The organism is Micromonospora sp. NPDC047756 (assembly GCF_055587245.1).
This window is the reverse complement of record NZ_JBVJGQ010000005.1, coordinates 359,980-385,952: the sequence shown is the minus strand read 5'-3', so window position 1 is coordinate 385,952 and position 25,973 is coordinate 359,980. Positions and strand designations below refer to the sequence as shown.

20 protein-coding genes are annotated in these 25,973 nt (G+C 72.7%); 13 read left to right on the top strand and 7 right to left on the bottom strand.

From position 1 onward, the window contains the following. Positions 1–82: 82 nt before the first annotated feature. On the bottom strand, positions 83–916 hold the full coding sequence (locus tag ACZ6NZ_RS18410) for an anti-sigma factor (RefSeq protein ID WP_465859187.1): 834 nt from the start codon (positions 914–916) through the stop codon (positions 83–85). Continuing rightward, the gene (locus tag ACZ6NZ_RS18405) at positions 870–1,472 is read right to left on the bottom strand and encodes an RNA polymerase sigma factor (RefSeq protein ID WP_465859185.1); all 603 of its coding nucleotides are present in this window, start codon (positions 1,470–1,472) and stop codon (positions 870–872) included. The genes ACZ6NZ_RS18410 and ACZ6NZ_RS18405 overlap by 47 nt, the downstream gene beginning before the upstream one ends. A gap of 230 nt (positions 1,473–1,702) precedes the next feature. Here ACZ6NZ_RS18405 and ACZ6NZ_RS18400 point away from each other — a divergent pair, with 230 nt between their 5' ends. The 7 genes from ACZ6NZ_RS18400 to ACZ6NZ_RS18370 all read left to right on the top strand — a co-directional run bounded on the left by ACZ6NZ_RS18400 (position 1,703) and on the right by ACZ6NZ_RS18370 (position 8,267). Beyond that, positions 1,703–2,533, top strand: a complete 831-nt coding sequence (locus ACZ6NZ_RS18400; protein ID WP_465859184.1) for a DUF4397 domain-containing protein — start codon at positions 1,703–1,705, stop codon at positions 2,531–2,533. Then, the gene (locus ACZ6NZ_RS18395; RefSeq protein WP_465859182.1) at positions 2,530–3,183 is read left to right on the top strand and encodes a class F sortase; all 654 of its coding nucleotides are present in this window, start codon (positions 2,530–2,532) and stop codon (positions 3,181–3,183) included. Before ACZ6NZ_RS18400 ends, ACZ6NZ_RS18395 begins: the two co-directional genes overlap by 4 nt. A 104-nt stretch (positions 3,184–3,287) precedes the next feature. Then, positions 3,288–4,463, top strand: coding sequence for a cysteine desulfurase family protein (locus tag ACZ6NZ_RS18390; RefSeq protein WP_465859180.1), 1,176 nt, complete (start codon positions 3,288–3,290; stop codon positions 4,461–4,463). Positions 4,464–4,708: 245 nt separating this feature from the next. Further along, positions 4,709–5,782, top strand: a complete 1,074-nt coding sequence (gene mnmA, locus ACZ6NZ_RS18385) for a tRNA 2-thiouridine(34) synthase MnmA (RefSeq protein ID WP_465859179.1) — start codon at positions 4,709–4,711, stop codon at positions 5,780–5,782. A 37-nt stretch (positions 5,783–5,819) separates the two neighbouring features. Beyond that, positions 5,820–6,824 carry a methionine synthase gene (locus ACZ6NZ_RS18380; protein WP_465859177.1) on the top strand — a complete coding sequence of 335 codons (1,005 nt, stop codon included), beginning with the start codon at positions 5,820–5,822 and terminating at the stop codon, positions 6,822–6,824. Between the two features lie 36 nt (positions 6,825–6,860). Then, positions 6,861–7,226, top strand: coding sequence for a VOC family protein (locus tag ACZ6NZ_RS18375; protein WP_366613427.1), 366 nt, complete (start codon positions 6,861–6,863; stop codon positions 7,224–7,226). 30 nt (positions 7,227–7,256) lie between these two features. After that, a complete protein-coding gene (locus ACZ6NZ_RS18370; protein ID WP_465859175.1) occupies positions 7,257–8,267 on the top strand; it encodes an ADP-ribosylglycohydrolase family protein in 1,011 nt (336 codons plus the stop codon). Positions 8,268–8,602: 335 nt separating this feature from the next. On the opposite strand, the gene ACZ6NZ_RS18365 is transcribed toward ACZ6NZ_RS18370, so the two are convergent. Further along, positions 8,603–9,175: a type II toxin-antitoxin system PemK/MazF family toxin gene (locus ACZ6NZ_RS18365; protein WP_465859173.1), complete on the bottom strand. Its 573-nt coding sequence runs from the start codon at positions 9,173–9,175 to the stop codon at positions 8,603–8,605. A 344-nt stretch (positions 9,176–9,519) separates the two neighbouring features. Here ACZ6NZ_RS18365 and ligA point away from each other — a divergent pair, with 344 nt between their 5' ends. The 4 genes from ligA to gatA all read left to right on the top strand — a co-directional run bounded on the left by ligA (position 9,520) and on the right by gatA (position 16,410). Beyond that, positions 9,520–11,655 (top strand): NAD-dependent DNA ligase LigA, encoded by a 2,136-nt coding sequence (ligA, locus tag ACZ6NZ_RS18360; RefSeq protein WP_465859172.1) that lies wholly within the window; start codon positions 9,520–9,522, stop codon positions 11,653–11,655. Positions 11,656–11,813: 158 nt separating this feature from the next. Then, on the top strand, positions 11,814–14,459 hold the full coding sequence (locus tag ACZ6NZ_RS18355; RefSeq protein WP_465859170.1) for a putative bifunctional diguanylate cyclase/phosphodiesterase: 2,646 nt from the start codon (positions 11,814–11,816) through the stop codon (positions 14,457–14,459). 146 nt (positions 14,460–14,605) lie between these two features. Next, the gene (gene gatC, locus ACZ6NZ_RS18350) at positions 14,606–14,911 is read left to right on the top strand and encodes an Asp-tRNA(Asn)/Glu-tRNA(Gln) amidotransferase subunit GatC (RefSeq protein WP_354889995.1); all 306 of its coding nucleotides are present in this window, start codon (positions 14,606–14,608) and stop codon (positions 14,909–14,911) included. A 23-nt stretch (positions 14,912–14,934) separates the two neighbouring features. Beyond that, on the top strand, positions 14,935–16,410 hold the full coding sequence (gene gatA, locus ACZ6NZ_RS18345; RefSeq protein ID WP_124859764.1) for an Asp-tRNA(Asn)/Glu-tRNA(Gln) amidotransferase subunit GatA: 1,476 nt from the start codon (positions 14,935–14,937) through the stop codon (positions 16,408–16,410). 36 nt (positions 16,411–16,446) lie between these two features. Here gatA and ACZ6NZ_RS18340 read toward each other — a convergent pair whose 3' ends face one another. Continuing rightward, positions 16,447–16,974 carry a hypothetical protein gene (locus ACZ6NZ_RS18340; protein ID WP_465859167.1) on the bottom strand — a complete coding sequence of 176 codons (528 nt, stop codon included), beginning with the start codon at positions 16,972–16,974 and terminating at the stop codon, positions 16,447–16,449. Positions 16,975–17,165: 191 nt separating this feature from the next. Here ACZ6NZ_RS18340 and gatB point away from each other — a divergent pair, with 191 nt between their 5' ends. Further along, positions 17,166–18,665 (top strand): Asp-tRNA(Asn)/Glu-tRNA(Gln) amidotransferase subunit GatB, encoded by a 1,500-nt coding sequence (gene gatB, locus ACZ6NZ_RS18335; protein WP_465859166.1) that lies wholly within the window; start codon positions 17,166–17,168, stop codon positions 18,663–18,665. Positions 18,666–18,788: 123 nt separating this feature from the next. Next, positions 18,789–21,146, top strand: a complete 2,358-nt coding sequence (locus ACZ6NZ_RS18330; RefSeq protein ID WP_465859164.1) for a transketolase-like TK C-terminal-containing protein — start codon at positions 18,789–18,791, stop codon at positions 21,144–21,146. 25 nt (positions 21,147–21,171) lie between these two features. Here the strand turns inward: ACZ6NZ_RS18330 and ACZ6NZ_RS18325 are convergent, their stop codons facing one another. From ACZ6NZ_RS18325 to ACZ6NZ_RS18315, 3 genes are all read right to left on the bottom strand, one after another. Next, on the bottom strand, positions 21,172–22,776 hold the full coding sequence (locus ACZ6NZ_RS18325) for a metallophosphoesterase (RefSeq protein ID WP_465859162.1): 1,605 nt from the start codon (positions 22,774–22,776) through the stop codon (positions 21,172–21,174). A 60-nt stretch (positions 22,777–22,836) separates the two neighbouring features. Next, positions 22,837–24,009 carry a PQQ-dependent sugar dehydrogenase gene (locus tag ACZ6NZ_RS18320; RefSeq protein WP_465859160.1) on the bottom strand — a complete coding sequence of 391 codons (1,173 nt, stop codon included), beginning with the start codon at positions 24,007–24,009 and terminating at the stop codon, positions 22,837–22,839. 92 nt (positions 24,010–24,101) lie between these two features. Beyond that, entirely contained in the window at positions 24,102–25,919 is a 1,818-nt protein-coding gene (locus ACZ6NZ_RS18315) for a SpoIIE family protein phosphatase (RefSeq protein ID WP_465859158.1), read from the bottom strand. Between the last annotated feature and the right edge of the window lie 54 nt (positions 25,920–25,973).

The following is a 25,973-nucleotide window of genomic DNA, read 5'->3' as shown; positions in this document are numbered from 1 at the left end:
TCGGTGGCCGCCCGTTCGCACGGGCGGCCACTGCCGTGTGGGGAGCTGATCGGCGAGCCGGGGAGCTGAGCCGGCCCGCCGATCAGCCCGTCAGGGAGCCCCTCAGCAGGCTGTCGCCGGAGTGGCGGGTGTTGTTGTCGTACTGCTCGGCGGAGACGTCGACCACCGAGTAGCTCTTGAGGTCGACATTCGGGGGCAGGGGTAGCAGGGCGTCCGAGCCGCCACCCAGGGTGCCGACCGAGAACATCTCCATGGTCGTCGGATTGATGAGCCAGACCTCGTAGTACCCCGGGACGCTCGGGAGATTCGCCACATGCAGATGTAGTTGGCCGTCCTGGAAAACACGAGCGTCGCCCTTGGCCGTCGGCGGGGTCGCGCCGTAGGCGGCCAGCGGCGCGCTCGCCACCACCACCGGCGTCGGGGTGGGCGTCTGATCGTCCGGTCGGAGCACCGAGACGGTGCCCACGACGCCGACCGCCGCGGCGGCGGCCGCGGTCACCGCCGTGGCCACCCAGCCGGACCAGCCGCGACCCCGGCGGGATCGCCGCGTCGGGTCCAGTCGGGTCACCGTCGACTCGGCCCTCGCGCCGGAGGTCCGCTCGGCCGTCGCGGTGTCGGCCTGCCCGGCCGTCGCGGTGTCGGCCTGCCCGGGCACGCGGTGTCGACGGGTCTCGGTCAGCAACGGCCCGGCCTCCGCAGCCCTGACCTGGGCCTCGATGCCCTGCCAGACGTGCTCCGGCGGGTCGGGCAGGTCGGCCAGGCCCTGTGTCTCGGTGCCGAGCCCCGCCACCTGCTGAAGGCTCGCGACCTCCGCCCGGCAGAGCGCGCAGGTGGCGAGGTGGGTGCTCTCCGCGCCGTCCGTCTCGCTCTCACCGAGTGCCAGAAATACCAGCCGGTCGTGGTCCAGGTGCTGCACCGTCCACCTCCCATCTGCGCTTCAAGCTCGCCATGCCGCGTCGGATGTGACTCTTCACCGTGCCCAGCGGCACGCCGGTCACCGCGGCTATCTGCTGGTGTGTCAGGTCGTCGTAGAAGGCCAGCTCCAGCATCCGTCGCTGGTCGTCCGGGAGGCGAGCCAACTCGTCGGCGATCACCAACCGGTCCACCACGCGGTCCGGATCTGGCTCGGTCTGCGCCGGCTCGGGCAGTTGCCGGACCGTCTCCACCACCCGGGTCTCCCGGGCCGAGGCGCGCATCCGGTCGATCACCTTCCGCCGGCCGATGCCGAGCAACCAACCGATCAGCGACCCCTTGGCCGGGTCGAACGTGTCGCGACCCAACCAGGCGGCGACGAACGTCGCCTGGGTGACGTCCTCGGCGTCGCTGCGGTTCGCCAGCATGGACGTGGCCAGATGGAGCACGGCACGACCGTAGCGGTCGTACGCCTCGCGCAGCGCCACGTCGTCGCCGTCACGGAATCTGCGGTCGAGGTCGTCCACCGGAGGGTCCGGTTCCTGTCGTAGCGCCGTCATCGGGCGGCTCGCCTTCGATGGGGCATACCCGACTGTAGCTGCCACAGTCTCCGCCCCACTTCCCCGGTCGATGTCATCTCACCTGCTCTTCGTCGCCCGACCCCGTTGCGGATGCGGTCGAGGCCGGAAAAGAAAAGTGCCTCCGGGGCGCATCCGCCCGTCCGGCAGCCGGCGTAACCCGTTCTGCAAGCCAGGCCTGACGAATCAGCAGTTATCACCAGGAGGCAGACATGCAGCTCTCGTACTTCCGTCGGGTCGCCGCGGGCGGCGCGGTAGCCGCGCTGACCTTCGCCGGCGTCGGTGCGCTCACCGCCGGCCCGGCGTACGCCGCCACGTCGAAGGTCTCCGTCGTACACGGCATTCCGGACACCCCGGTCGACGTCTATGTCAACGGTAAGAAGACGCTGGACAACTTCAAGCCCGGTGACGTGGCCGGCCCGCTGAACCTGGAGGAGGGCGACTACGACATCGCGCTCACCAAGCCGGGCGAGCCGATCGGCAGCGCGATCCTCAAGGTCGACAACGCCGCGGTGCCGGGCGGTGCGAACATCAGCATCGCGGCCCACCTCGACGCCGCCGGTCAGCCGAAGATCACCCCGTTCGTGAACGACGTCTCGAAGGTCGACGCCGGCAAGGCGCGGCTGATCGTCCGGCACACCGCAGCCGCTCCGGCGGTCGACGTCCGCGCCGGCGGCAAGCCGGTCTTCGAGGACCTCACCAACCCGAACGAGGCCAAGGGCGATGTCGACGCGGGTGAGGTGAAGGCGGACGTGGTGCTCGCCGGCACCGACACCGTGGCCATCGGCCCGGCGGACCTCAACCTCAAGGAGGGCACCGCCACGATCGTCTACGCGATCGGCTCCGCCGAGGGTAAGACCCTCGACGTGGTGGCCCAGACCATCACCGGCCTGCACTCCGCCCCGGGTGGCGTGCCCAGCGGCGACGGTGGTCAGGCCGGCACGGGCGTGGACACCTGGTGGTACGTGCTCACCGGCGCCGGCGTACTCCTGCTCCTTGGTGGTGGGGTGCGGATGGCGACCGCGCGGACCGGCCGCAAGTGACGGTGCGCGATCGCGGCGCGCTGGCGGCCCTGGCCGCCGGCGTTGCCGCGCTCACCGCCGCCGCTCTGGTGGCGTGCGCCAACCAGCCGGCCGGGACGGTGGGGGCCGAGGAGGCGAGCACGCTCGCCAGCCCCACACCGACCGCCGCCGGTGCCCCGTCGGTGCCGGTGATCGCGGGTGAACTGCCCGCCGGTCCGAAGATCATCCCGCCGGTACGGCTGCTGATCCCGGAGATCGGCGTCACCGCCACGGTCAACGCGGTCGGCATCAACGAGCGGACCAACGAGTTCGAGGTGCCGCCGAGCGTCGACCAGATCGGCTGGTACCGCTACGGCCCCGGCCTGGAGACGGCGGCCGGCTCGGTGGTCATCGCCGGTCACGTGGACAGCGCGAAGCAGGGCAAGGGCGCGTTCTTCCGGCTGCGGGAGCTCGATCAGGGCGACACGTTGACAGCGACCGGCAGTGACGGCGAGGCCCGCAGGTATCGGGTCGTGGCCCGGGAGGAGTACGACAAGACCAAGATCCCGCTGGACCGGTACTTCGCCCGCGACGGCAAGCCGCGGCTCACCCTGATCACCTGTGGAGGGCCGTTCGACGCCAAGGCGCGCAAGTACCGCGACAACATCGTCGTCACCGCGGTGCCCGCCTGATCGGGGCCGCGCGCGTCGGGCCGGGGTGGAGTTCCGCCCCGGCCCGTGCGCGCAGTCCCCTCCGGCATCCGGTCGCCACGGTGTCGGCCGTACGCTGAACGGTGATGGCTTACCTGGATCACGCGGCGACGACTCCCATGCTCGACGAGGCACTGGAGGCGTACGTCGCTACCGCCCGCGAGGTCGGCAACGCGTCCTCCCTGCACGCGTCGGGCCGCCGTGCCCGCCGCCGGGTCGAAGAGTCACGCGAGCAGGTGGCGGCGGTGCTGGGCGCCCGGCCCTCTGAAGTGATCTTCACCGGTGGTGGCACGGAGAGCGACAACCTCGCGGTCAAGGGCGTCTTCTGGGCCCGTCGAGCAGCCCGCCCCGACCGTCGCCGGGTGGTTTCCAGCGCCGTCGAGCACCACGCGGTGCTGGACGCGGTCGACTGGCTGGCCCAGCACGAGGGCGCCGAGGTCGGCTGGCTGCCGGTGGACCCGGTCGGTCGGCTCGACCCGCAGGCCCTGCGCGCCGAGCTGGCCGCGCACGCCGACCAGGTGGCCGTGGTCACCGCGATGTGGGCGAACAACGAGGTGGGCACCGTCCAGCCGGTGGCCGAGCTGGCCGCCGTCGCCGCCGAACACGGCGTGCCCTTCCACACCGACGCCATCCAGGCGGTCGGGCAGGTACCCGTCGACTTCGGCGCCAGCGGGGTCGCCGCGCTGACCGTCACCGGGCACAAGTTGGGCGGCCCGATGGGAGTGGGCGCGCTGCTGCTCGCCCGGGACGTGCCGGCCACGCCGCTGCTGCACGGCGGCGGCCAGGAACGCGACATCCGCTCCGGCACCCTGGACACCGCGGGCATCGTCGCCTTCGCGGTCGCCGTGGAGACGGCGGTGAAGGGTCAGCAGGAGTACGCGGCCCGGGTGGCCGCGCTCCGCGACGACCTGATCGAGCGGGTCCGCCAGGCGGTGCCCGAGGTGATCTACAACGGTGACCCGACCGATCGACTGCCCGGCAACGCGCACTTCTCCTTCCCGGGCTGTGAGGGTGACGCGCTGCTGCTCCTGCTCGACGCGCAGGGAATCGCCTGCTCCACCGGCTCCGCCTGCTCGGCGGGCGTGGCCCAGCCCTCGCACGTGCTGCTGGCGATGGGCGCCGACGACGACCGCGCCCGCTCCTCGCTGCGCTTCACACTGGGCCACACCAGCACCCAGGCCGACGTCGACGCCCTGATCGCAGCCCTCCCGGCAGCAGTAGACCGAGCCCGCCGAGCCGCCGCCCTCCGCACCCCCCGCTAGTCCCGCCCCCCGGACCGGACCCCCACCCCTCACCTCCGCGATCTTGCGCTTTCTGTCGTCCGTTCGCGCCTTGTGCGGCATATGTCGCAGCAGAAAGTGCAAGATCGCGTGGGGGTGGGCGTGGCGCATGGGCGTGGGGTTGGGGGTTGGGGTGGGGGTTGGGTTTGTGGGGTGGCGGGGGGTTCGGGGCTGGTGGATAGGGTTGTGGTGGGGGGACGGATGGGACGGGGAAGGGGAGTGGGTCGGTGAGGGTTCTGGCGGCGATGTCGGGTGGGGTTGACTCGGCCGTGGCGGCGGCGCGGGCGGTGGCGGCCGGGCACGACGTGACCGGCGTACACCTGGCCCTCGCGCGCAACCCACAGACCTACCGGACCGGGGCGCGCGGCTGCTGCACCCTGGAGGATTCCCGGGACGCCCGACGGGCGGCCGACGTGATCGGCATCCCGTTCTACGTGTGGGACATGGCCGACCGCTTCCACGAGGACGTGGTCGACGACTTCGTCGCCGAGTACGCGGCCGGTCGTACGCCGAACCCCTGCCTGCGCTGCAACGAGAAGATCAAGTTCGCGGCGGTGCTGGACCGGGCGGTGGCCCTGGGCTTCGACGCGGTGGTGACCGGGCACCACGCCCGCCTCGGCGGGGACGGGCTGCTGCGGCGCAGTGTCGACCTGGCCAAGGACCAGTCGTACGTGCTCGCCGTGCTCACCCGCGAGCAGCTCGACCGGTCGATCTTTCCGCTCGGTGACCTGACGAAGGCGCAGGTCCGCGCCGAGGCCGCCGAGCGTGGCCTGGCCGTGGCCGACAAGCCGGACTCACACGACATCTGCTTCATCGCCGACGGGGACACCCGCGGCTTCCTGGCCGGCCGGCTCGGTGAGGCGCCCGGCGACGTGGTGGACGCCTCGACCGGCGCGGTCGTCGGCAGTCACAGCGGCGCGTACGCGTACACGGTGGGGCAACGACGCGGGTTGCACCTGGACCGCCCCGCCCCGGACGGCCGGCCACGCTACGTGCTCTCCATCACGCCGAAGACCAACACGGTGACGGTGGGCCCGGCCGAGGCCCTGGACGTGTCCGACGTGCACGCCGTACGTCCGGTCTGGACCGGCGGCGCCCGGCCGGACGCCCCGGTCGAGTGTGAGGTGCAGTTGCGCGCGCACGGCGACGCGGTGCCGGCGACCGTCGCCCTCGACGGTGACCGGCTGCACGCCGAGCTGCGCCGACCGGTGCGCGGTGTCGCCGCTGGTCAGGCCCTGGTGGCGTACCGACCGGACCCGGCCGGCGACGTGGTCCTCGGCTCCGCGACCATCACCGGCTGACCGCACGGCCCGGGGGTTCGCGGGATAGCCTTCGCCCGTGACAGATCAGGCGTGGCCGTGGCCGGCCGGCGCGGCAACCGGAATCGGCTCGCTGCCCGGCACCGACATCGGCGAGGCTCAGCGGGTGGTCCTCGGTGAGCTTCCCGAGCTGCCCCACCTGCCCGAGTTGCCGGCCCGTGGCCCCGGAGCGGACATCATCGGCCGGTCCGCCGGACTGCTCGTCGAGCTGCCGGTCGAGGTGTACGCGGGGCGGTGGCGCGTCGCCCCACGCCCCGGCCGCGACCTGCGCCGGGCCCGCGACCTGATGGAACGCGACCTCGACCAGCTCGCCGAGCAGGCCGAGGGGTACGCCGGGCCGTTGAAGGTGCAGGCCGCCGGCCCGCTCACGCTGGCCGCCTCCCTGGAGTTGCCGATCGGCGGTCGACTGTTGCGCGATCCCGGCGCGGTCCGCGACCTGACCGGCTCCCTCGCCGAAGGGCTTCGCGCGCACGTCGAGGCGGTCGCCCGCCGGCTGCCCCAGGCGTCGGTCCTGCTGCAACTGGACGAGCCGTCACTGCCGGCGGTGCTGGCCGGCCGGGTGCCGACCGAGAGCGGGTTCGGCGCGTACCGGGCGGTCGAGTCGGTGGACGCCGCCGCCCTGCTGCGCACCGTCGTCGAGGCGGTCGGCGTGCCGACGCTGGTGCACTGCTGCGCTCCGGACGTACCGCTGGAGCTGATCCGCTCGGCCGGCGCCGTCGCGGTCGCCCTCGACCTGGACCTGGTCACCAAGCTCGACCCGCTGGGCGAGGCGATCGACGCCGGCCTCGGGTTGCTGGCCGGGGCCGCGCCGACCCGGCCGCCGTCGGCCGGTGGCGCGCCGAACTCCGCGCAGATCGCCGAGCGGGTACGTCAGGTCTGGGACCGCCTCGGCTTCCCTCGTCGCCAACTTGCCCAGCAGGTGGTGGTCACCCCGGCCTGCGGCCTCGCTGGCGCCACCCCCGAGTACGCGCGGGCGGTGCTCGCCGCGTGTCGGGACGCCGCCCGGCGCCTCGCGGAGGAGTGAGGTTTTCTGTCGTACCCGGTGGGCAGGATGACGGTCATGATTGGACAGATGCGTTCAGTGGTGATCGACTGCCCGGATCCGCAGGCGTTGGCGGCGTTCTACGCCGAGTTGCTCGGCGTCCCGTTCGCCGAGGGCGACTCCGATGACGACTGGGTGGTGCTGGGCGGCCCGCCCGGTCACCAGCCGCGCCTCGCCTTCCAACGGGCGCTCAACCTGCGTCCACCGGTCTGGCCGGATCCCGAGCGCCCACAGCAGTTCCACCTCGACGTGACGGTGGACGACATCGAGGCCGCCGAGAAGGCGGCGCTCGCGCTGGGTGCGCGGCGGCTGCCGGGTGAGGGTGAGGGCTTCCGGGTCTACGCCGACCCGGCCGGTCACCCGTTCTGCCTGTGCTGGGACTGAGGCTGACCTGGGTTGCGGCGGCAGGGCATCATGGCCGCCGTGATCCACACCTCTGCGCTTCGCGCCTCCGGTTCACTCTTCGGCCTCGCCTACGGTGACGCGCTGGGCAAGCCGACCGAGTTCCTGACCGTCGCCGAGATCGAGCACCGGTACGGCCCGGCCGGTCCACGCGAGCTGGTCGGCGAGCCGGCGCTGGTCACCGACGACACCCAGATGGCCCTGGCGGTGGGTTGGGCGCTGCACGAGACGCCGTCGTTCACGCCGGAGGCGGTCGAGCCGCTGCTGCGGCGACGCTTCCTGGCCTGGGCGGTCAGCCCGGACAACAACCGCGCCCCGGGCATGACCTGCCTACGCGCCTGCGCCGAGCTGAGTCGGGGCGTGCGCTGGCAGGCGGCCACCGTGAGCGGGTCGAAGGGGTGCGGCGCCAACATGCGGGTCACCCCGGTCGGGTTGCTCGACGTGGACCTCGACACGCTGGCCGGGCTGGCCCAGTTGCAGGCCGGGCTGACCCACGGTCATCCCACCGGCCTGGCCGCCAGCGAACTGACCGCTTACGCGGTCTTCGCGCTGCGCGCGGGTGCCACCCTGCCGGAGGTGCCCGCGCTGCTCACCGAGCGGGCGCTCGCCCAACGCCAGGTCTACCGGGAGCGGTGGCTGGGCGACCTCTGGCAGCGCCCGGGGGTCGGCGCGCCGGAGGAGTTCATCGCCCGAGGCTGGGACGAGTGCCTGGCGGTGCTGGGCCGACTGACCGACGCCCTGGCGCAGCCGGACGACGGTGGCGACCCGTGCCGGGCCACCGGGGAGGGCTGGGTGGCCGAGGAGGCGCTGGCCACCGCGCTGCTCTGCGCCGTACGGCACGCCGGCGACCCGGTCGCGGCACTGGCCCGGGGCGCGACCACCGCCGGTGACTCCGACTCGATCGCCGCCCTGGCCGGCGCGTTCCTGGGGGCGGCCGTCGGCATGACCGCCTGGCCGCGCGAATGGGTCAACCGCATCGAGTACGCCGACCAACTCGCCGCACTCGGCGCGACCTGGGACTGATCCGGCTCGACCGGCTCGACCGGCCCGGCAGCGCAGCCCGGCCCGGCAGCCTGGCCCGGCCCGGCCGGCGCGGTCCGGCTCGACCGGCCCGACCGGCCCGGCAGGCGCAGCCCGTCCCGACCGGCGCAGCCCGTCCCGACCGGCGCGGTCCCGCGCGGCCGGCGCGGCCCGGCCCGGCCGACTCATGATCAACTCGGGTTTCTGGAAACCGGGGCATCCGGGAGATCAGGACCCCGCGACTTTCAAGACCCCGAGTCGATGATGGCGGGCTGGCGGGTATGAAGGCGGTCGAGGGCGGTCGGCGGGCGGCCACCAGGGGTGGTCAGGAGGGGTGGTCAGGAGGTGGGGAGGTGGCGCAGGCTGCGGACCTTTCGCCACAGATCGGCGTCGCAGCGGCCGGCGTGGTCGGCGAAGGCGGCCGAATTGAGTCGGATCGGCTCGGTGAGGCTGAGGTAACTGTCGTGCTCAGCGCCCGGGTCCCAGTCACGGGTGGGAATCCGCACGTGGTCGTCCCGGTCGCTCTTGTCCTGGCTGGTGATCTTCAGGACGTCGGCGCCCCGGGAGTCGCCGCGCAGTACCAGGCACGGGCGCACCTTCGACCCGCTGCCATCGGCGTACGGCACGTCGGCCCACCAGATGTCGCCAGGCGCCGGGGCGTCGCCGAGCCGGTCGGTGTCGCCCGAGCGGGGTTTGGTGGACGGCCGTTCGGCGCCACGGGGCCGCGGCGGGGTGGAACGACGGCCACCGGCGTCGCGCCGATCGGGTCGGGTGCCCGGAGGCCGGTTCGCCACCCGGTGCCGCCAACTGTTCCACGCCCAGCCGGCAGCCACGGCCAGCAGGATCGCCACCGCCCAGAGCAGTGCCTCGGGCATCCGTACCTCCGCGTTCCAGCGACCCTCTGGTCGCACCGTCCGGCGATCCTTGCACGCCGCCGCCCGCGCCGCCGGCCAACCACACCGCCGCCGCCCGCGCCGCCGGCCAACCACACCGCCGCTGTCCGTGCCGCCCGCCAACCACGCCGCCGCCCCAGCGCCGCGCCGCACGCACACATCGACGACGCCACGCCGGCCTCCCTCGATGGGTCGGTGGCGGGAACGGCCGGTCGACGGCTACCGAGCGTCACGTGATCACCGGACGCGGCTGAGGGCGGGGTCGCTTCGGGCGCGGGTGGGCGGCGGATTGTCCCACCGGCCCGATACGGTGCCGGAGTAGCGTGATCAGGGAGGTCGCAGGCGTGTCCGAAGGTGGCGGTGTGTCCGAGGAGCAGATCGGTCAGCAGGTCAGCCCGGCGCAGGAGGCGGCGGCCGGGGCTGAGCCGACGCCGCAGGCCCGGGAACGGCACGCCGCGCTCAGTCAGGAGTTGACCGAGCACCAGTACCGCTACTACGTGCTGGACGCGCCGACCATCTCGGACGCGGATTTCGACAGGCAGTTGCGCGAGCTGGAGGCACTGGAGGAGGAGTTCCCGGCGCTGCGGACGCCCGACTCGCCGACCCAGCGGGTGGGTGGCACGTTCTCCACCGACTTCACCCCGGTCACCCACGCCGAACGGATGCTCTCGCTCGACAACGCCTTCGCCGACGAGGAGTTGGCAGCCTGGGCCGAGCGGGTCGAACGGGACGCGGGCGGTCCGGTGCCCTACCTGTGCGAGCTGAAGGTCGACGGGCTGGCGATCAACCTGACCTACGAGAACGGCCGGCTGGTCCGGGCCGCCACCCGGGGTGACGGGCGCACCGGTGAGGACGTCACGGCAAACGTGCGCAGCATCCGGGACGTGCCCAGCCAGCTCGTCGCGTCCGCCGAATTCCCGGACGTTCCCGAGTTGGTCGAGGTTCGGGGCGAGATCTACTTCCCGATCGCGGCGTTCGCCGATCTCAACGCGGGTCTCGTGGAGCAGGGCAAGGCGCCCTTCGCCAACCCCCGCAACGCCGCCGCCGGCAGCCTGCGACAGAAGGATCCACGGGTCACCGCCACCCGGCCGCTGCGCCTGGTGGTGCACGGCATCGGCGCCCGCCGTGGGTTCCAGCCCACCGCGCAGTCCGAGTCGTACGCGGCGCTCAGGTCGTGGGGGCTGCCGACCAGCGACCGGTGGCGGGTCGTCCCGGATCTGAGCGGCGTGGCGGAGTTCATCGCCTACTACGCCGAGCACCGGCACGACGTCGAGCACGAGATCGACGGCGTGGTGGTCAAGGTCGACCCGGTCTCCATCCAGGGCCGGCTCGGGTCGACCAGTCGTGCCCCCCGCTGGGCGATCGCCTTCAAGTACCCGCCGGAGGAGGTCACCACCAAGCTGCTCGACATCGACGTCAACGTGGGGCGCACCGGCCGGGTCACCCCGTTCGCCGTGCTCGAGCCGGTGCGCGTGGCCGGTTCCACAGTCGCGCTCGCGACCCTGCACAACGCCCGCGAGGTGGAGCGCAAGGGGGTGTTGATCGGCGACACGGTGGTGCTGCGCAAGGCCGGCGACGTGATCCCCGAGGTGCTCGGCCCGGTGGTCGATCTGCGGCCCGCCGACGCCCGGCCCTTCGTCATGCCGACCAGTTGCCCGGCCTGCGGCACTCCGCTCGCGCCCTCGAAGGAGGGCGACGTGGACATCCGTTGCCCCAACACCCGCAGCTGCCCGGCGCAGTTGCGGGAGCGGGTGTTCCACCTCGCCGGTCGGGGTGGCTTCGACATCGAGGTGCTCGGCTACAAGGGCGCGGCCGCCCTGCTCGACGCGGAGATCATCAGCGACGAGGGCGACCTCTTCCACCTCGACGCCGATCAGCTCTCCCGGTCGCCGTTCTTCGTCAACAAGGACGGCAGCCTGGGCACCAACGCCACCAAGTTGCTGGACAATCTTGCGGTCGCCCGGGAACGGGACCTGTGGCGGGTGCTGGTGGCGCTCTCCATCCGGCACGTCGGCCCGACCGCTGCCCAGGCGCTCGCCCGGCACTTCCGCTCGATGGACGCCATCGACGCGGCCACCGAGGAGGAGCTGTCCTCCGTCGACGGCGTCGGGCCGACCATCGCCGCCAGCATCCGCGAGTGGTTCGCTGTGGACTGGCACCGCGAGGTGGTCCGCAAGTGGGCCGAGGCCGGCGTACGGATGGCGGAGGAGGCCGTCGACGAGGGGCCGCGCCCGCTGGAGGGGTTGACAGTGGTGGTGACCGGCACCCTCGCCGGCTATTCGCGCGACCAGGCCGCCGAGGCCGTGCAGAGCCGGGGCGGCAAGGTCAGCGGGTCGGTCTCCAAGAAGACGAGCTTCGTGGTGGTGGGGGACAACCCCGGGTCGAAGGCCGACAAGGCCGTCAGTCTCAAGGTGCCGGTGCTCGACGAGGACGGGTTCCGGCTCCTGCTGGAGGCGGGCCCGGACGCCGCGCGCGAGGTCGCTCAGCTCGGGGGCTGACCCGGCGGGTAGCTGGGCGCGGCGACTGACCCGCGTATACCAACTTAATTACGACTACGACCGATTCGTGACTGTCATACCCGGAAACCGGGGGCCGAGGGCGTTTCATTGGGTCACGGCGCGCGCACCGGCACGCCGATGGTCGGTCGGGAGGTGTGGTGGAGGTCGCCGACCCACGCAACTCGCTTCCTGCGGGACGGGTCGCACCGTTCGCCGCCTTCGTCGCCGGCATCCTGGCGGTCGCCGCGCTGACCGCCGCCGTTCCACTCGCGACGTTCCCCGGTGAGTTGTCCGGCCTGCCGGTGGCGTTCTGGACGATGGCCGCGCTCGCTGTGGTCTGCGACGCGCGCCCGTTCGTGCCGCCGGGGCGGCGGCAGACGTCGGCGGTGTTCCCGTCCACCTGCTTCACCTTCGCGATCCTGCTCGGCTGGGGTCTCGGCCCGGCGGTGCTGGTGCAGGCGGTGGGCGTCGTCGTCTCGGGTTGGCGGATGCGGCACGCCGCCTGGCGCACGGCGTTCAACGTCGGCCAGTACGCGTGTGCCCTCGCCGCCGCGTACGGGGTGATCCAGCTCGGCTCGGGCACCATCTTCTCCGGCGGGCGGCTGCACTGGACCGACGTGGCCGCCGTCGGCGGTGCCGTGCTGGCCTGGTTCGTCGTCAACTACGGGTTGGTCAGCTGGGCGGTGCGGCTGCGTTTCGGGGACCGCTGGTGGCCCACCGTCCGCCAGGGCCTCGGCTTCGAGTTGCTCTCCACCGGCTCGCTGCTGCTGCTCGCCCCGGTGCTGGTCGCGGCGGCGCGGGTCAGCGCCGCGCTGATCCCGCTGGTGCTGGTGCCGCTCTTCGCCGTCTACCGGATGGCGCGGTTGACCAACGAACAGCAGCACCTCGCCGCCGCCGACCCGCTGACCGGTCTGCCGAACCGTAAGGCGCTGCTGGCCGAGGTGGCCGAGCAGGTGCACCTGCACGCCGAGCGGACCGCCCGTGGCGAACCCGACGGGCAGCTCGCGCTCCTGTTGATCGACCTGGACCGCTTCAAGAACGTCAACGACGCCCTCGGGCACGCCGTGGGCGACCGGCTGCTGGTCGAGGTGAGCGCCCGGCTCACCGACATGCAGCCCCGACCACAGATGATCGCCCGGCTCGGCGGTGACGAGTTCGCCATCGTGATGACCGGGCTGACCGACGTCGCGCAGGCGCGGGAGTTGGCCGAGCGGGTGGTCCAGGCGCTGGCCGAGCCGGTGCCGCTCGACGGGCTGCCGTTGGACGTGGGCGGGTCGATCGGGATCGCTCTCTTCCCTGAGCACGGCGAGGACTTCGCCACCCTGATGCGCCACGCCGACGTGGCGATGTACGACGCCAAGCACCGCAACGACACGGTGGCCGTGTACGCCCCGGAGTCCGACCACAACTCCGCCGAGCGGCTCGGTCTCCTCGCCGACCTGCGGCGCGTACTGGAAGCCAGCCCGTCGACAGTCGAAGCGGCAGCCGACGAAGAGGACACGCAGCCGGACGGCGACGGGCGGCACAGCGTGTCGACTGACCCCGAGCGGACTGCCGACGTACCCCTTGTGGCGGCGGCGGAGGTGCGCGGCGGTGACGGGGCGGCGCTGCCCACCGGCGCGCCGGCCGAGGGGGCGCTGCCCACCGCGGCGTCGGACCGGTCCGCGTCAACGGCGGACCCGGCGTCGGCGGTCGCCACCGCACGGCCGGGAGCTGCCCGGTGGTGGGCCCGGCGACGGCGCACCGACGCCGACCTGGTGCACTCCGATGAGCTGATCAACCGGATCGCCACCGGAGCCGACCCGATCCGGGGCCGCAACGCCCGTACCCCTGTCGCCGGCACGCGTTCCGGCCCGGCCCGGGAGCGGCGCGTCGGTGGCGGAATCGGCCGGCGGTCCCCGAACGGGAGCGCGGTGGGCAGGGCTCGCAGCGGGGCGCGGCGGGACGTCGGGCCCGGCACCCCCGGGCAGCCGCTCGAACCGACCGGGTGGGCACACGCGGACAAGGAGCCGGCCGACGACGCCGGGGAGATCACCATGTACTACCAGCCGCAGATCGCCATCGCGACCGGCGAGGTGGTCGGTGTCGAGGCGCTGCTGCGGTGGCGGCACCCCCGCCGGGGCATGGTCGACCCGGAGGAGCTGATCCGGGTCGCCGAGCAGAGCGCCGTGATGCGACTGCTCACCCGTCGTGTCGTCGACGACGTGGTGGAGCAGCTCGCCAAGTGGTCGGCGGCCGGCATCGGCCTGCGCGCGGCGCTGAACGTGAGCGTGCGCGACCTGCACACCGGCGAGATCGCCGACCAGATCGCCGACCGGCTGGCCCGCTACGGGGTGCCGGCCGAGCGGCTTCAGGTCGAGATCACCGAAGGCGCGTTGATGGCCGACCCGCGTCGGGTGCTGGCCACCATCTCCCGGCTGCACCGGATCGGGGTGGCCATCGCGCTCGACGACTTCGGCACCGGCTACTCCTCGCTCCAGCACCTGCGCCGGTTGCCGCTGTCCGAGGTGAAGGTGGACAGGTCGTTCGTGCTCGGTATGGCCGACGACACCGACGACGCGGCGATCGTCCGGTCGATGATCGAGCTGGCCGGCGCGCTGGGGCTGCGCGTGGTGGCCGAGGGTGTCGAGGACGAACGGACCTGGCGGATGCTGCACGCCGCCGGCTGCGACGCCGCGCAGGGCTGGTTCTACGCCCGGCCGATGCCGGCCGAGGAATTGGTCACCTGGCTGACCCGGTACCGGCCGGTCCGCCCGACCGGCGGGCACCCGCAGCCGGACCCCGCTCGCCGCCCCACCCGCTGAGCCGGGCACGAGGGGCGCTGGAGGGGGAGTCGGGGACGCGGCACCGGAGCGAAACAATAGACTCGCTCCGGTCACCGCGTGTCACGCTCCACCTGTCGCGCGGCCGGCACACCGCCCGACCAGCAGGAATTCAGAAGGGGGCACGGATGGCCGCCATCTCCCGCGAGGAGGTCGCGCACCTGGCGCGCCTGTCGCGGCTCGCCGTCACCGAGGAGGAGCTGGACACGTTCGCCGGCCAGCTCGACGTGATCCTCCAGGCGGTCGCCCAGGTCGGCGAGGTCGCCGCCGCGGACATCCCGCCGACCTCGCACTCGGTGCCGCTGACGAACGTCTTCCGCGAGGACGTCGTCACGCCGTGCCTGACCCCGGAGGAAGCGCTGTCGGGCGCGCCCGACGCCGAGGACCAGCGGTTCCGCGTACCGCGGATCCTGACCGAGGATGTGGCCTCATGAGCGAGCGGCAGCGGAGTGACGGCATGAGCGATCTCATTGGAATGACCGCGACGGAGATCGCGGCCCTGGTCGCCGGGGGCGAGACGTCCGCAGTCGAGGTGACCCAGGCGCACCTGGATCGGATCGCCGCGGTCGACGACCGGGTGCACGCCTTCCTGCACGTCGACACCGAGGGTGCGCTCGCCGCTGCCCGCGCGGTGGACGAGCGCCGGGCCGCCGGCGAGGAGTTGGGCCCGCTCGCGGGTGTGCCGGTCGCGGTCAAGGACGTGCTCGCCACCCGGGGCATTCCGACCACGGTGGGGTCGAAGATCCTGGAGGGCTGGCGCCCGCCGTACGACGCGACGATCGTGCAGCGGCTGCGCGAGGCCGGCACGGTGATGCTCGGCAAGACCAACATGGACGAGTTCGCCATGGGCTCCTCCACCGAATATTCGGCGTACGGCCCGACGCACAACCCGTGGGACCTGAGCCGGATCCCCGGTGGCTCGGGTGGTGGCAGCGCTGCCGCGTTGGCCGCGTACGAGGCGCCGCTGGCGATCGGCTCGGACACCGGCGGCTCGATTCGTCAGCCCGGCGCGGTCACCGGCACGGTGGGCGCGAAGCCCACCTACGGCGGCACGTCCCGGTACGGGCTGGTGGCCTTCTCCTCGTCGCTGGACACTCCGGGCCCGTGTGCCCGCAACGTGCTCGACGCGGCCCTGCTGCATCAGGTGATCGGCGGGCACGACCCGCGTGACTCCACCTCGATCCCGCAGCCGGTGCCGGACGTGGTGGCGGCGGCGAAGCTCGGCGCCACGGGTGACCTGACCGGTGTGCGGCTGGGCATCGTGAGCGAGTTCGTGGGCGAGGGTGCCGAGCCGGGCGTGATGGCCGCGTTCCGTGAGTCGGTGGACGCGCTGACCAAGATGGGTGCCGAGGTCGTCGAGGTGTCCTGCCCGACGTTCGCGTACGCCCTGCCGGCGTACTACCTGATCGCCCCGAGCGAGTGTTCCTCCAACCTGGCCCGGTTCGACGGTGTCCGGTTCGGGCTGCGGGTCGGCGACGACGGCAACCGGTCGCTGGAGGAGGTCATGTCGCTGACCCGCGAGGCCGGCTTCGGCCCGGAGGTCAAGCGCCGCATCATGATCGGCACGTACGCGCTGTCGTCGGGTTACTACGACGCGTACTACGGGCAGGCGCAGAAGGTCCGGACGCTGATCACCCGGGACTTCACTGCCGCGTTCGAGCGGGTCGACGCGCTGATCTCGCCGACCACCCCGTCGGTGGCGTTCCCGATGGGTGCGCGGACCGCCGACCCGTACCAGATGTACCTGGCCGACCTTTACACGATTCCGACGAACCTGTACGGCGGGCCGGGCATCTCGGTGCCGTGTGGGCTCTCCGAGGGGCTGCCGGTCGGTCTGCAGGTGATGGCCCCGACGATGGCCGACGACCGGATGTACCGGGTCGCCGCCGCGTTGGAGTCGGCGATCGGCACGTTCACCCCGCCGGCGCTGTAGGCACGAACGGGGCCGGGGCGGGTCGGGACGGGCGGTTCACGCCGGTCCGTGACCCGCCTCGGTTGTTTCGGCGTCTGGCCGACGGGCGAGGTAGCGGCGGGCCCGTTGGGTGGTGCGCCAGTGCTGGTAGAGCAGCACAGCCCAGACCAGCGCGGCCAGCCCGGCTGTCCAGCGGGTGGACGTCCGGTCGGTGCTGATGGCGTTCAGCAGCTGCAACGCCAGGACCGCACCGAGGGCCCAGTACACCCACCGTCGATTCACCTGCTGCTCGGCCTCCTTGCGGGCCAGCGCGTCGATTCGCGGGTCGGTGGTCGACCCGTCGCGCAGTGCCGCCTTCACCCGCCGCCGGCTGGCCGGGTCGGTGCCGTCGGACGCCGAAGAGTTTCTCGTCATCCACGCGTTGATCAGCAGGATGACGGCGACGCCCAACGCCGCAGTCACCAGGAGGAGCAGCAGCCGGATCAGCGGGTCGCCGGCATCCCGTTTCCCGTCGGAGACCAGCATGCCGATGGCGAACGTGGCGGGGACGGTGGCCGCCAACAGCACCACCGCGGCCCTGGTCATCCGGCCTGAGCGCCGCCGGGCCTCCGTGACCGGTCGGGCCGGCACTCCTGACTCTCTCCCCGTATCCGTCATCGCCGTAACCTACTCCGCCGTCGACGACGCCACCGCCCCTGACGAAACCCGCCCGAGGATTGATCGGACAACCCCATTAGGCTGGACAGGTTCTGTCCGGATCGCGCCTGGAGCGTCTCATGACCACGACACTGCCCGCGTACGACGAGGTCGTTGCGCGCTTCGAACCGGTGATCGGCCTGGAGACCCACGTCGAGCTGGGCACGAACACCAAGATGTGGTGCGGTTGCCCGACCGACTTCGGCGGCGAGCCGAACACCCGGGTCTGCCCGGTGTGCCTGGGCCTGCCCGGGTCGCTGCCGGTGGCCAACAAGGCGGCCATCGAGGCGATCATCCGGATCGGCCTGGCGTTGAACTGCTCGATCGCCGAGTGGTGCCGGTTCGCCCGGAAGAACTACTTCTACCCGGACATGCCGAAGAACTTCCAGATCAGCCAGTACGACGAGCCGATCTGCGTCGATGGTTACCTGGATGTCGAGGTGGGCGGCGAGACGGTGCGGATCGAGATCGAGCGGGTGCACCTCGAGGAGGACACCGGCAAGACGCTGCACGTTGGCGGCGCCACCGGCCGCATCCACGGGGCGACGGAGTCGCTGGTCGACTACAACCGGGCCGGCATCCCGCTGGTCGAGATCGTCACCAAGCCGATCACGGGCACCGGTGCGCTCGCCCCCGAGGTGGCCAAGGCGTACGTCGCCGAGCTGCGGGACGTGATCCGCACCCTGGGCGTCTCCGACGTGCGGATGGAGGAGGGTTCGCTGCGGTGCGACGTGAACACCTCGCTCAACCTGCCGGGCGCGGAGTGGGGCACCCGCACCGAGACGAAGAACGTCAACTCGCTGCGGTCGGTGGAGCGGGCGGTCCGCTCGGAGATGCTGCGGCAGGCGTCGGTGCTGGACGCAGGCGGCCGGATCACCCAGGAGACGCGCCACTTCCACGAGGACACCGGTGACACCACCCCGGGTCGCTCGAAGGAGACGGCCACCGACTACCGGTACTTCCCCGAGCCGGATCTGGTCCCGATCGCCCCGGACCCGGCCTGGGTCGCCGAGCTGAAGGCCGCCCTGCCGGAGCTGCCCCGGGTGCACCGGCGTCGCCTCCAGGAGCAGTGGGGCCTTTCCGACCTGGACATGCAGTCGGTGTTGAACGCTGGCGCGGTCGAGCTGATCGAGGCCACCGTGGCCGCCGGCACCACCCCGGCGGCGGCCCGCAAGTGGTGGCTGGGTGAGCTGTCCCGCCGGGCCAACGAGAGCGGTGTGGAGCTGGCCCAGATCGGTGCCACCCCCGCCCAGGTCGCCGAGCTTCAGGGTCTGGTCGACGCCGGCAAGCTCAACGACAAGATGGCCCGCACGGTGTTGGAGGGCGTGGTCGACGGTGAGGGTTCGCCCACCGAGATCATGACCAGCCGGGGCCTGGAGGTCGTGTCGGACACCGGCGCGCTCACCGCCGCCGTGGACGAGGCGATCGCCGCGAACCCCGGCATCGCCGACAAGATCCGCAGCGGCAAGGTCGCGGCGGTCGGCGCGCTGGTCGGCGCGGTCATGAAGACCACCCGTGGTCAGGCCGACGCGAAGACGCTGCGTGAGCTGATCCTGGAGCGCCTCGGCGTCCAGGGCTGAGAGACCCGCCCGGAGGAGGCCGCTGCCGTGACCCGGCGGCGGCCTTCCGCCACCCCTGCCGACTGAGCGGCCACCCCGCACCCCTCGCGAGGGCGTCAACGGCGACGCCTGGATGGAGCCACAGTGACCCAGCATGACCTCGATGTCCTCGACGAGATCCAGCGGCGGGTGCTCTGGCTCGCCACCCGGATCGTGGACGCCGCCAATCATGACCGGGCCACCGGCGACGGTGTGAAGGTCGGCGGCCATCAGGCGTCCAGCGCCTCGCTGGTCACGGCGATGACAGCGCTCTGGTTCGCGCACCTGGACGCCGAGGACCGGGTCGCCGTGAAGCCGCACGCGTCTCCGGTGTTCCACGCCATCCAGTACCTGCTCGGCAACCTGGACCGCTCCTACCTGCCCCGGCTGCGGGCCCGCGGCGGCCTCCAGTCGTACCCGTCGCGCACCAAGGACCCGGACGCTGTGGACTTCTCCACCGGTTCGGTGGGTCTGGGCGCTGCCGCGCCGCTCTTCGCCGCCGCCACCCGGCGGTACGTCGACGCGCACTTCGGGGCCCGCCCGCACTCCCGGTTCGTGGCGCTGATCGGCGACGCCGAGTTGGACGAGGGGAACATCTGGGAGGCGGTGGCCGACCCGGCGACCACCGGGCTGGGCAACGTCATGTGGCTCGTCGACTTCAACCGCCAGTCGCTGGACCGGGTGGTGCCCGGCATCCGGATCAACCAGTGGCGGGGCCAGTTCGAGGCGGCCGGCTGGCACGTCGTGGAGGTCAAGTACGGCCGTAAGCTCGCCGAGGCGTACGCCCGGCCGGGTGGTGGGGCGCTGCGCGACTGGATCGACGCGATGCCCAACGAGCAGTACCAGTCGCTGTTCGGGCTGGCCGGTCCAACGTTGCGCAAGCAGTTCCTGGACGGCGCGCCGGCCGGGATCGCCGAGCTGATCGCCGGCATCGACGACGAGGACCTCGGCCCGCTCGTCACCGACCTGGGCGGGCACGACCTTCAGGCGATGCTCGACGCGTACGCCCAGTGCGACGCGGTCACCGACCGGCCCAGCGTCGTCTTCGCGTACACGGTGAAGGGTTGGGGGTTGCCCATCGCCGGCAACCCGCGCAACCATTCCGCGTTGCTCAGCTCGGAGCAGGTCGACACGCTGCGCGCCGCGCAGGGGTTGACCGCCGAGACCGAGTGGGACCGCCTCGACCCGGCGTCACCCGCCGGGATCCAGGCCGGTGCCCGCCGGGAGGCGCTGTCCCGTGCGCCGCGCGAGCGTGCGCTGGGGGTCACCGTCCCGGAAAGCACAGGAGTACGCGCAACCAAGCCGATCTCCACGCAGGAGGTCTTCGGTCGGGTGCTGGTGGACCTGGCGCGCGACCGGGAGGTGGGCCGCTACCTGGTCACCACAGCCCCGGACGTGGCCACCTCCACCAACCTGGCCGGGTTCATCAACAAGACCGGGGTGTTCGCCCCCACCGAGCAGCGTTCCTGGACCGAGGACCGGATGCTGCGCTGGACCGAGAGCCCCGCTGGGCAGCACATCGAGCTGGGCATCTCGGAGATGAACCTGTTCCTGCTGCTCGGTCAGCTCGGGCTGTCCTGGGACCTGTCCGGGCAGCCGCTGCTACCGGTGGGCACCGTCTACGACCCGTTCGTGCTGCGCGGCCTGGACGCGTTCCTGTACGGCACGTACTCCGGCTCGCGGTTCGTGGTGGCCGGCACCCCGTCCGGCATCACCCTCGCCCCGGAGGGCGGCGCCCACCAGTCCACGATCACCGCGTCGGTCGGTCTGGAGCTGCCCGGGGTGACCTTCATCGAGCCGGCGTACGCGGCCACCCTCGACTGGTTGCTCTGCGACGCGCTCGGTCAGATCGCCGGTGGGTCGGCACCGGCCGCCACCGCCGCACCCGCCGAGGACGGCGCGTACTACTTCCGGTTGAGCACCCGACCGTTGGACCAGGCGCCGTTCGAGGCGGCCCGGGCGCGGCTCGGCGACGCGGTGCTGCGCCGGCAGGTCGTCGCCGGGGCGTACCGGCTGGTCGACGCGCACCAGGCGTACCCGCACCTGGTCGACGCACCGGTGGTGCAGCTGGCCGCCTCCGGCGCGGTGCTGCCCGAGGTGCTGGCCGCCGCGGCGGAGCTGGCCGACGAGGGCGTCGCCGCGCACGTGGTGGACGTGACCTCGCTGGACCGGCTCTACCGGGCCTGGCAGCGCACCCTTCGCCAGGGCGTACGGACGGCCACGGTGCCCAGCGTGCCGGGCGCGTTGCGGTCCGCGTTCGCCGATCGGGTGCCGGTGGTGTCGGTGCACGACGCCGCGTCGCACGCGATGGCCTGGCTCGGTTCGGCGGTCGGCGCACCGGCGGTGCCGCTCGGTGTGGACGAGTTCGGCCAGTCCGGCAGCGTCGCCGAGCTGTACGAACTGCACGACCTGCTGCCCGGCAGCATCGTCAACGCCGCCCTGGCCGCCATCGCCCTGCGCTGACCCGTCGGCCGGCGTCGACGTCGGCTCAGCCGGTCGGGGTGGGCGTGGGTGTGGCGGGAACGCCGCCGCTCGGGGTCGGCGTGGGCGTGGCGGGAACGCCGGCGGCCGGGTTCTCCACCAGGCGTCGTTCCAGGTTGACCTGGGCCTGCCCGGTGCCGCCCACGGTGATGGTGTCGTACGCCTGGAGCAGCTTCTGCTGGTCGAAGTAGAGCACGCTCATCGACAGCGGGGTGGGCTTCTCGCCCTCCAGGCCGCGCAGCCCGGCGCCGCCGGTGGAGCCCTCCACCATCAGCGTGGTGGGCTGCTGCCCGGGCGCCTGCGGCAGCTCGGAGACCTGCCGGGAGTGGGTGTGCCCGGCCAGCACCAACGGGCACGTGCCGGCGAGCGGCCCGGCCGACGCGGGGTCGTGCACCAGCGCGATGTTGACCGGTCGCGGTGAGCTGCGGACCGTCGCGGCGAGCTGGTTGCCCGCCCCGATCACCTGGTCGGCCACCTGCTGGGTCAACCCGCTGCCGGCCGGGGAGGTGTTCTTGTCCGGGGTGAAGCGCGGGTCGCCGATGCCGGCGATGGTCAGCCCGGCGACTGTCGTCGTCGTGTTGTTCAGCACGATCGCGTTCGGCTGACGGGCCACCGCGGCGGCGGTCTTGCCGGAGTCGTGGTTCCCCCGGATGAAGACGTACGGCTTCTTCAGCAGCCCGATCGAGGCCACGAAGGAGGCTTCCGGTTCGCTGCCCCAGTCGGTGATGTCCCCGGTGTCGATCACCACGTCGATGCCGAACTGCTCCACGACCGTCCGGATCAGCTGCCAGCCGGTCGGGTTGAGGTGCATGTCGGAGACGTGCAGCACCCGGGTGGTGCCCGGGGTCGGCTCCAACAGCGGAAGCGCCGACACCGTGGTGTAGAGCTGGCTGACGTTGCCGACCAGGCGCTGCAACTGCTCCGCGTACTTGGTGTAGTCGTTGGCGATCCGGCGGGCGTCACCGACGATGGCCGGCGCGTTGACCAGCAGCCCCTCGTAGCGCGGCTCCTCGATGGCCTGCGGGCGGAGGGTGGCCGCCGCCGTGCCGAGGCTGCTGGCGGTGACCAGCAGCGCCAACCCTCCCGCCCAGGCGGTCCGCCGGACGTCGCGGAAGATCAGCCCGGCCAGGATCAACGTGACGAGCACCGAAGCGCCGAGGGTACGCAGACCGAGGCGCATCACCCCGGAGCGGACGTCCTCCACCGCGCTCTGGCTGGCCCGGCTGATGCTGGCCGGGTCGTCGATCAGCGCCTCGGTGCGCCCCTGGTCGAGGGCGCCGAGCCGGACGGTGAGATGGGTCGGCCCGTTGTGGCTGTCGAGCAGCAGCGCGCCGAGCGGCGGGATGTCGACGGTGGTGCCGCCGTCCCGGGCGGGGGAGATGCTGAGGTTGGCCCGGAACGGGCCGATGTCGGTGCTCACCTGGCCACCGGCCAGCACCCCGAGCACCGCCCCGGCCAGGGCCACGGCGAGGACGGCGACGACCAGCCCGAGGCGGCGCAGCGGACCGGCCGCGCCGACCCACCAACCGGTCGGGCGTGGCCGATCGTCACCGGTCACCGGGTCGTCCCGGTCATCGGCGTCGTCGTGCCGCTCGTCGCGTTGCCCGTCCATGCTGAGAGTCTGACCTGCCCGTCGGAAGATCTTGGCAAACCTGAACGGATGGTGACGCAATCAGCTGCGTCCGCCGTCACCACCCGCGAAGACCACCCGCAGGAGCCGGTCGTCGTCGCCCGCCGGGTTGCCCCGGCCGTCGTGGTTGGAGGTGCTCACCCAGAGCGACCCGTCCGGTGCCGCGGCCACCGCACGCAGCCGACCGTAACGGTTGGTGAGCAGCTCACTGGGCTTTCCGAGCAGGGTGCCGGTGTCGGTCAGCTCCATCACCCAGAGGCGCTTGCCGCGCAGACAACCGGTGACCAGCAGCCGGTCCGTCGCGGCAAGACCGGAGCAGGACGCGTCCGACGTCGCCCACTGCGCGATCGGGTCGGTGAACCGCTTGTCGCCGGCCTGGCCCTCGACCTCCGGCCAGCCGTAGTTGCCGCCCTTGGTGATCTGGTTGATCTCGTCCCAGGTGTTCTGGCCGAACTCCACGGCGTACATCCGCTTCGCGGCGTCCCAGGCGAAACCCTGGACGTTGCGGTGCCCCAGGGACCAGACCGGGGAGTTGGGGTACGGGTTGCCGGCGGCGGGCTTGCCGTCCGGGGTGACCCGCAGGATCTTGCCGCCGAGGCTCTTCACGTCCTGCGAGAGGGGCCGCTGACCGGCGTCACCGGTGCTGACGTAGAGCTGCTTGTCCGGGCCGAAGCCGAGCCCCCCGCCGTTGTGCACATTGGCTTTGGGGATGCCGGTGAGGATCGGGGTGGGCTGCCCGCCGAGTTGCAGTCGGGCGACCCGGTTGTCCCGTTCGGCGGTGTAGTAGACGAACACCGTCCGGTCCCGGGCGTAGTCGGGCGAGACGGCGATGCCGAGCAGGCCACCCTCGCCCGCCGCCGCCACGTCGGGGACCGTCTGCACCGGGCGGACCCGCAGCCCGTCCGGCCCGGACTCGGGCCCGACCTGGAGGATCCGGCCGTTGTCCCGTTCGGTGACCAGCGCGCCGCCGTCCGGCAGGAAGGCGATCGCCCACGGCACCCGCAGCCCCTTGGCGAGGACCGTCGCCACCGCCTGCTGGCCGGCGCCACCGGGGCCCGCCGACGCGGACGGGGTGGGCAGGTTGGGCGGTTCGCCGGCCGGGTCGGGCTCCGGCTCACCGAAACTGCAACCGGCGGTGAACAGCAGCGCCGCGCAGGACGCCGCGAGGGCCACCCGGAGGCGGCGGATGCGAGGGTACGGGGGACGGGCGCTCACCCGGCCCAGGGTAGCCCGCCGCGCGACCCGGGCGGGCCCGTCGAGATGCAACGGGTACCGACGGACCCGCCCGATGAGCCCCGGTGGGCCACTCACCGAGCCCGTAGGGCCAGCAGCGCGGTGTCGTCCTCACGGTGCCGGATCGAGGCGAGCAGCAGGTCGCACAGCTCGTCGAGGGGCAGCTTGTCGGTGTCGGACAGTCGGCCCGCCAACTCGGCCAACCCCTCGTCGATCGAGCGGTCCCGCCGTTCGATCAGCCCGTCGGTGTAGAGCAGCAGGGTGTCGCCGGTGGCCAGGCTGGTGCGGTGGCTGCTCCGCCGCGACGGGCGGGCCAGTCCGAGCAGCGGCTCCGGTGTGCCCTGGAGGACCTCGACGGCCCCGCCGAAGCGGACCACCAGGGCCGGCGGGTGCCCGGCGTTGGACCAGGTCGTCTCGTGCACACCGGCGCGCTGCGGACAGATCCGCACCAGCGTCGCGGTGGCGGCGATCGGCAGCCGCAGGCCACGGATGGCGCCGTCCAGGTTGCTCATCAGCGACCCGACCGCGTCCGGCCGGCCGAAGGCGTCGCCCCGCACCAGGTTGCGCAGCTGACCCATCGTCGCCGCTGCCTCGATGTCGTGCCCGGCCACGTCCCCGATCGCCGCGATCACGTCGCCGTCGGGCTGCACGAAGGTGTCATACCAGTCACCGCCCACCTCCACCCGGTCGGCCGCCGGCTGGTAGCGGGCCGCCAGCTCCAGCTCCGCCACCACCGGCAGCTTGGGCAGCATGCTGTGTTGCAGGACCTCGGCGACGTGCCGCTGCTCGCCGTACATCGAGCTGTTGCCGACGGCCTGGCCGGCCCGGCGGCCGATGTCGACCGCGGTCAGCAGGTCGCGGTCGTCGAAGGGCTGACGCTGGCCGCCGTTGACGAGCGTGATCGCCCCCAGCACCGTGCCGCTGGCGGCCCGCACCGGCACGCTCAGGTAGGAGGCGATGCCCAGGCGCTGCGCGATCAGTGTCATCTCCGGGTTCGTGGTGCCCCTCGTGACGTCGGCCAGGGACGCCGCGCTGCCGAGCCGGGGCTGGCCGGTCCGCAGCACCGCCCGGATGACCGACTCGGGGCTCAAGCCGGTGCGCAGCAGCTCGCCGAACCGGTCGATGTCCGTGGTGCGGGCCGGGTCGCGGTGCACCGAGACCACCTCGCGGGGCAGGCCGGTCGGCCCGATCAGGGTGAGCAGGCACCAGTCGGCGAGCAGCGGCACCATGGTGGCGGCGAGTCGACGCAGCGCGGTGCCCACGTCCAGGGTGCCGGCCAACGTCTCGCTCACCCCGGCCAGCAGCTCCAGCCGCTCGTGTGCCTGCACGGCCCGCCGCTGCGCCTCCTGTGCGCCGTCGAGAGCGATCCGCAGCCGCAGCTCCGACGAGCAGGCGGCGGCGAGGTCGGTCAGGGTCCGCAGTTGCGCCGCCGTCCAGGCGCGAGGTTTGCTGTCGATGGCGCAGAGCGAGCCGAGCACCCGGCCGGAGAGGTCGGTCAGCGGCACTCCCGCGTACGCGACCACGCCGAGGTCGTCGATGGCCAGATTGTCCCGGACGCGGGGGTAGAGCCGGGCGTCCGGCAGCACCATCGGGGCCTCGATGTCCACCACGTGCTGGCAGAACGAGTGGCTCAACGGGGTCTGCCGCCGCTGCGACCAGGGCTCGGGCAACCCGACCGCGCCCGGAAAGAACTGCCGGTCGGCGGAGACCAGGGAGACCAACGCGACCGGCACGTCCAGCAGGTCGCTGACCAGCCGGGCGAATCTGTCGAACGCCTCGTCCGGGGTGGCGTCGAGCCCGGTGTCCGCGAGCGCGCGCAACCGTTCCGGGTCGCCGAGCGCCGCGGGTGGGGCGATCGGACGCCGGTTGGTGGCGGGGGAGCCGTCGGTCATCGTGCACCTGTCTGCCGGGCGGAGGCGGACGGGCCCTCCGACCCTTCCTTATAC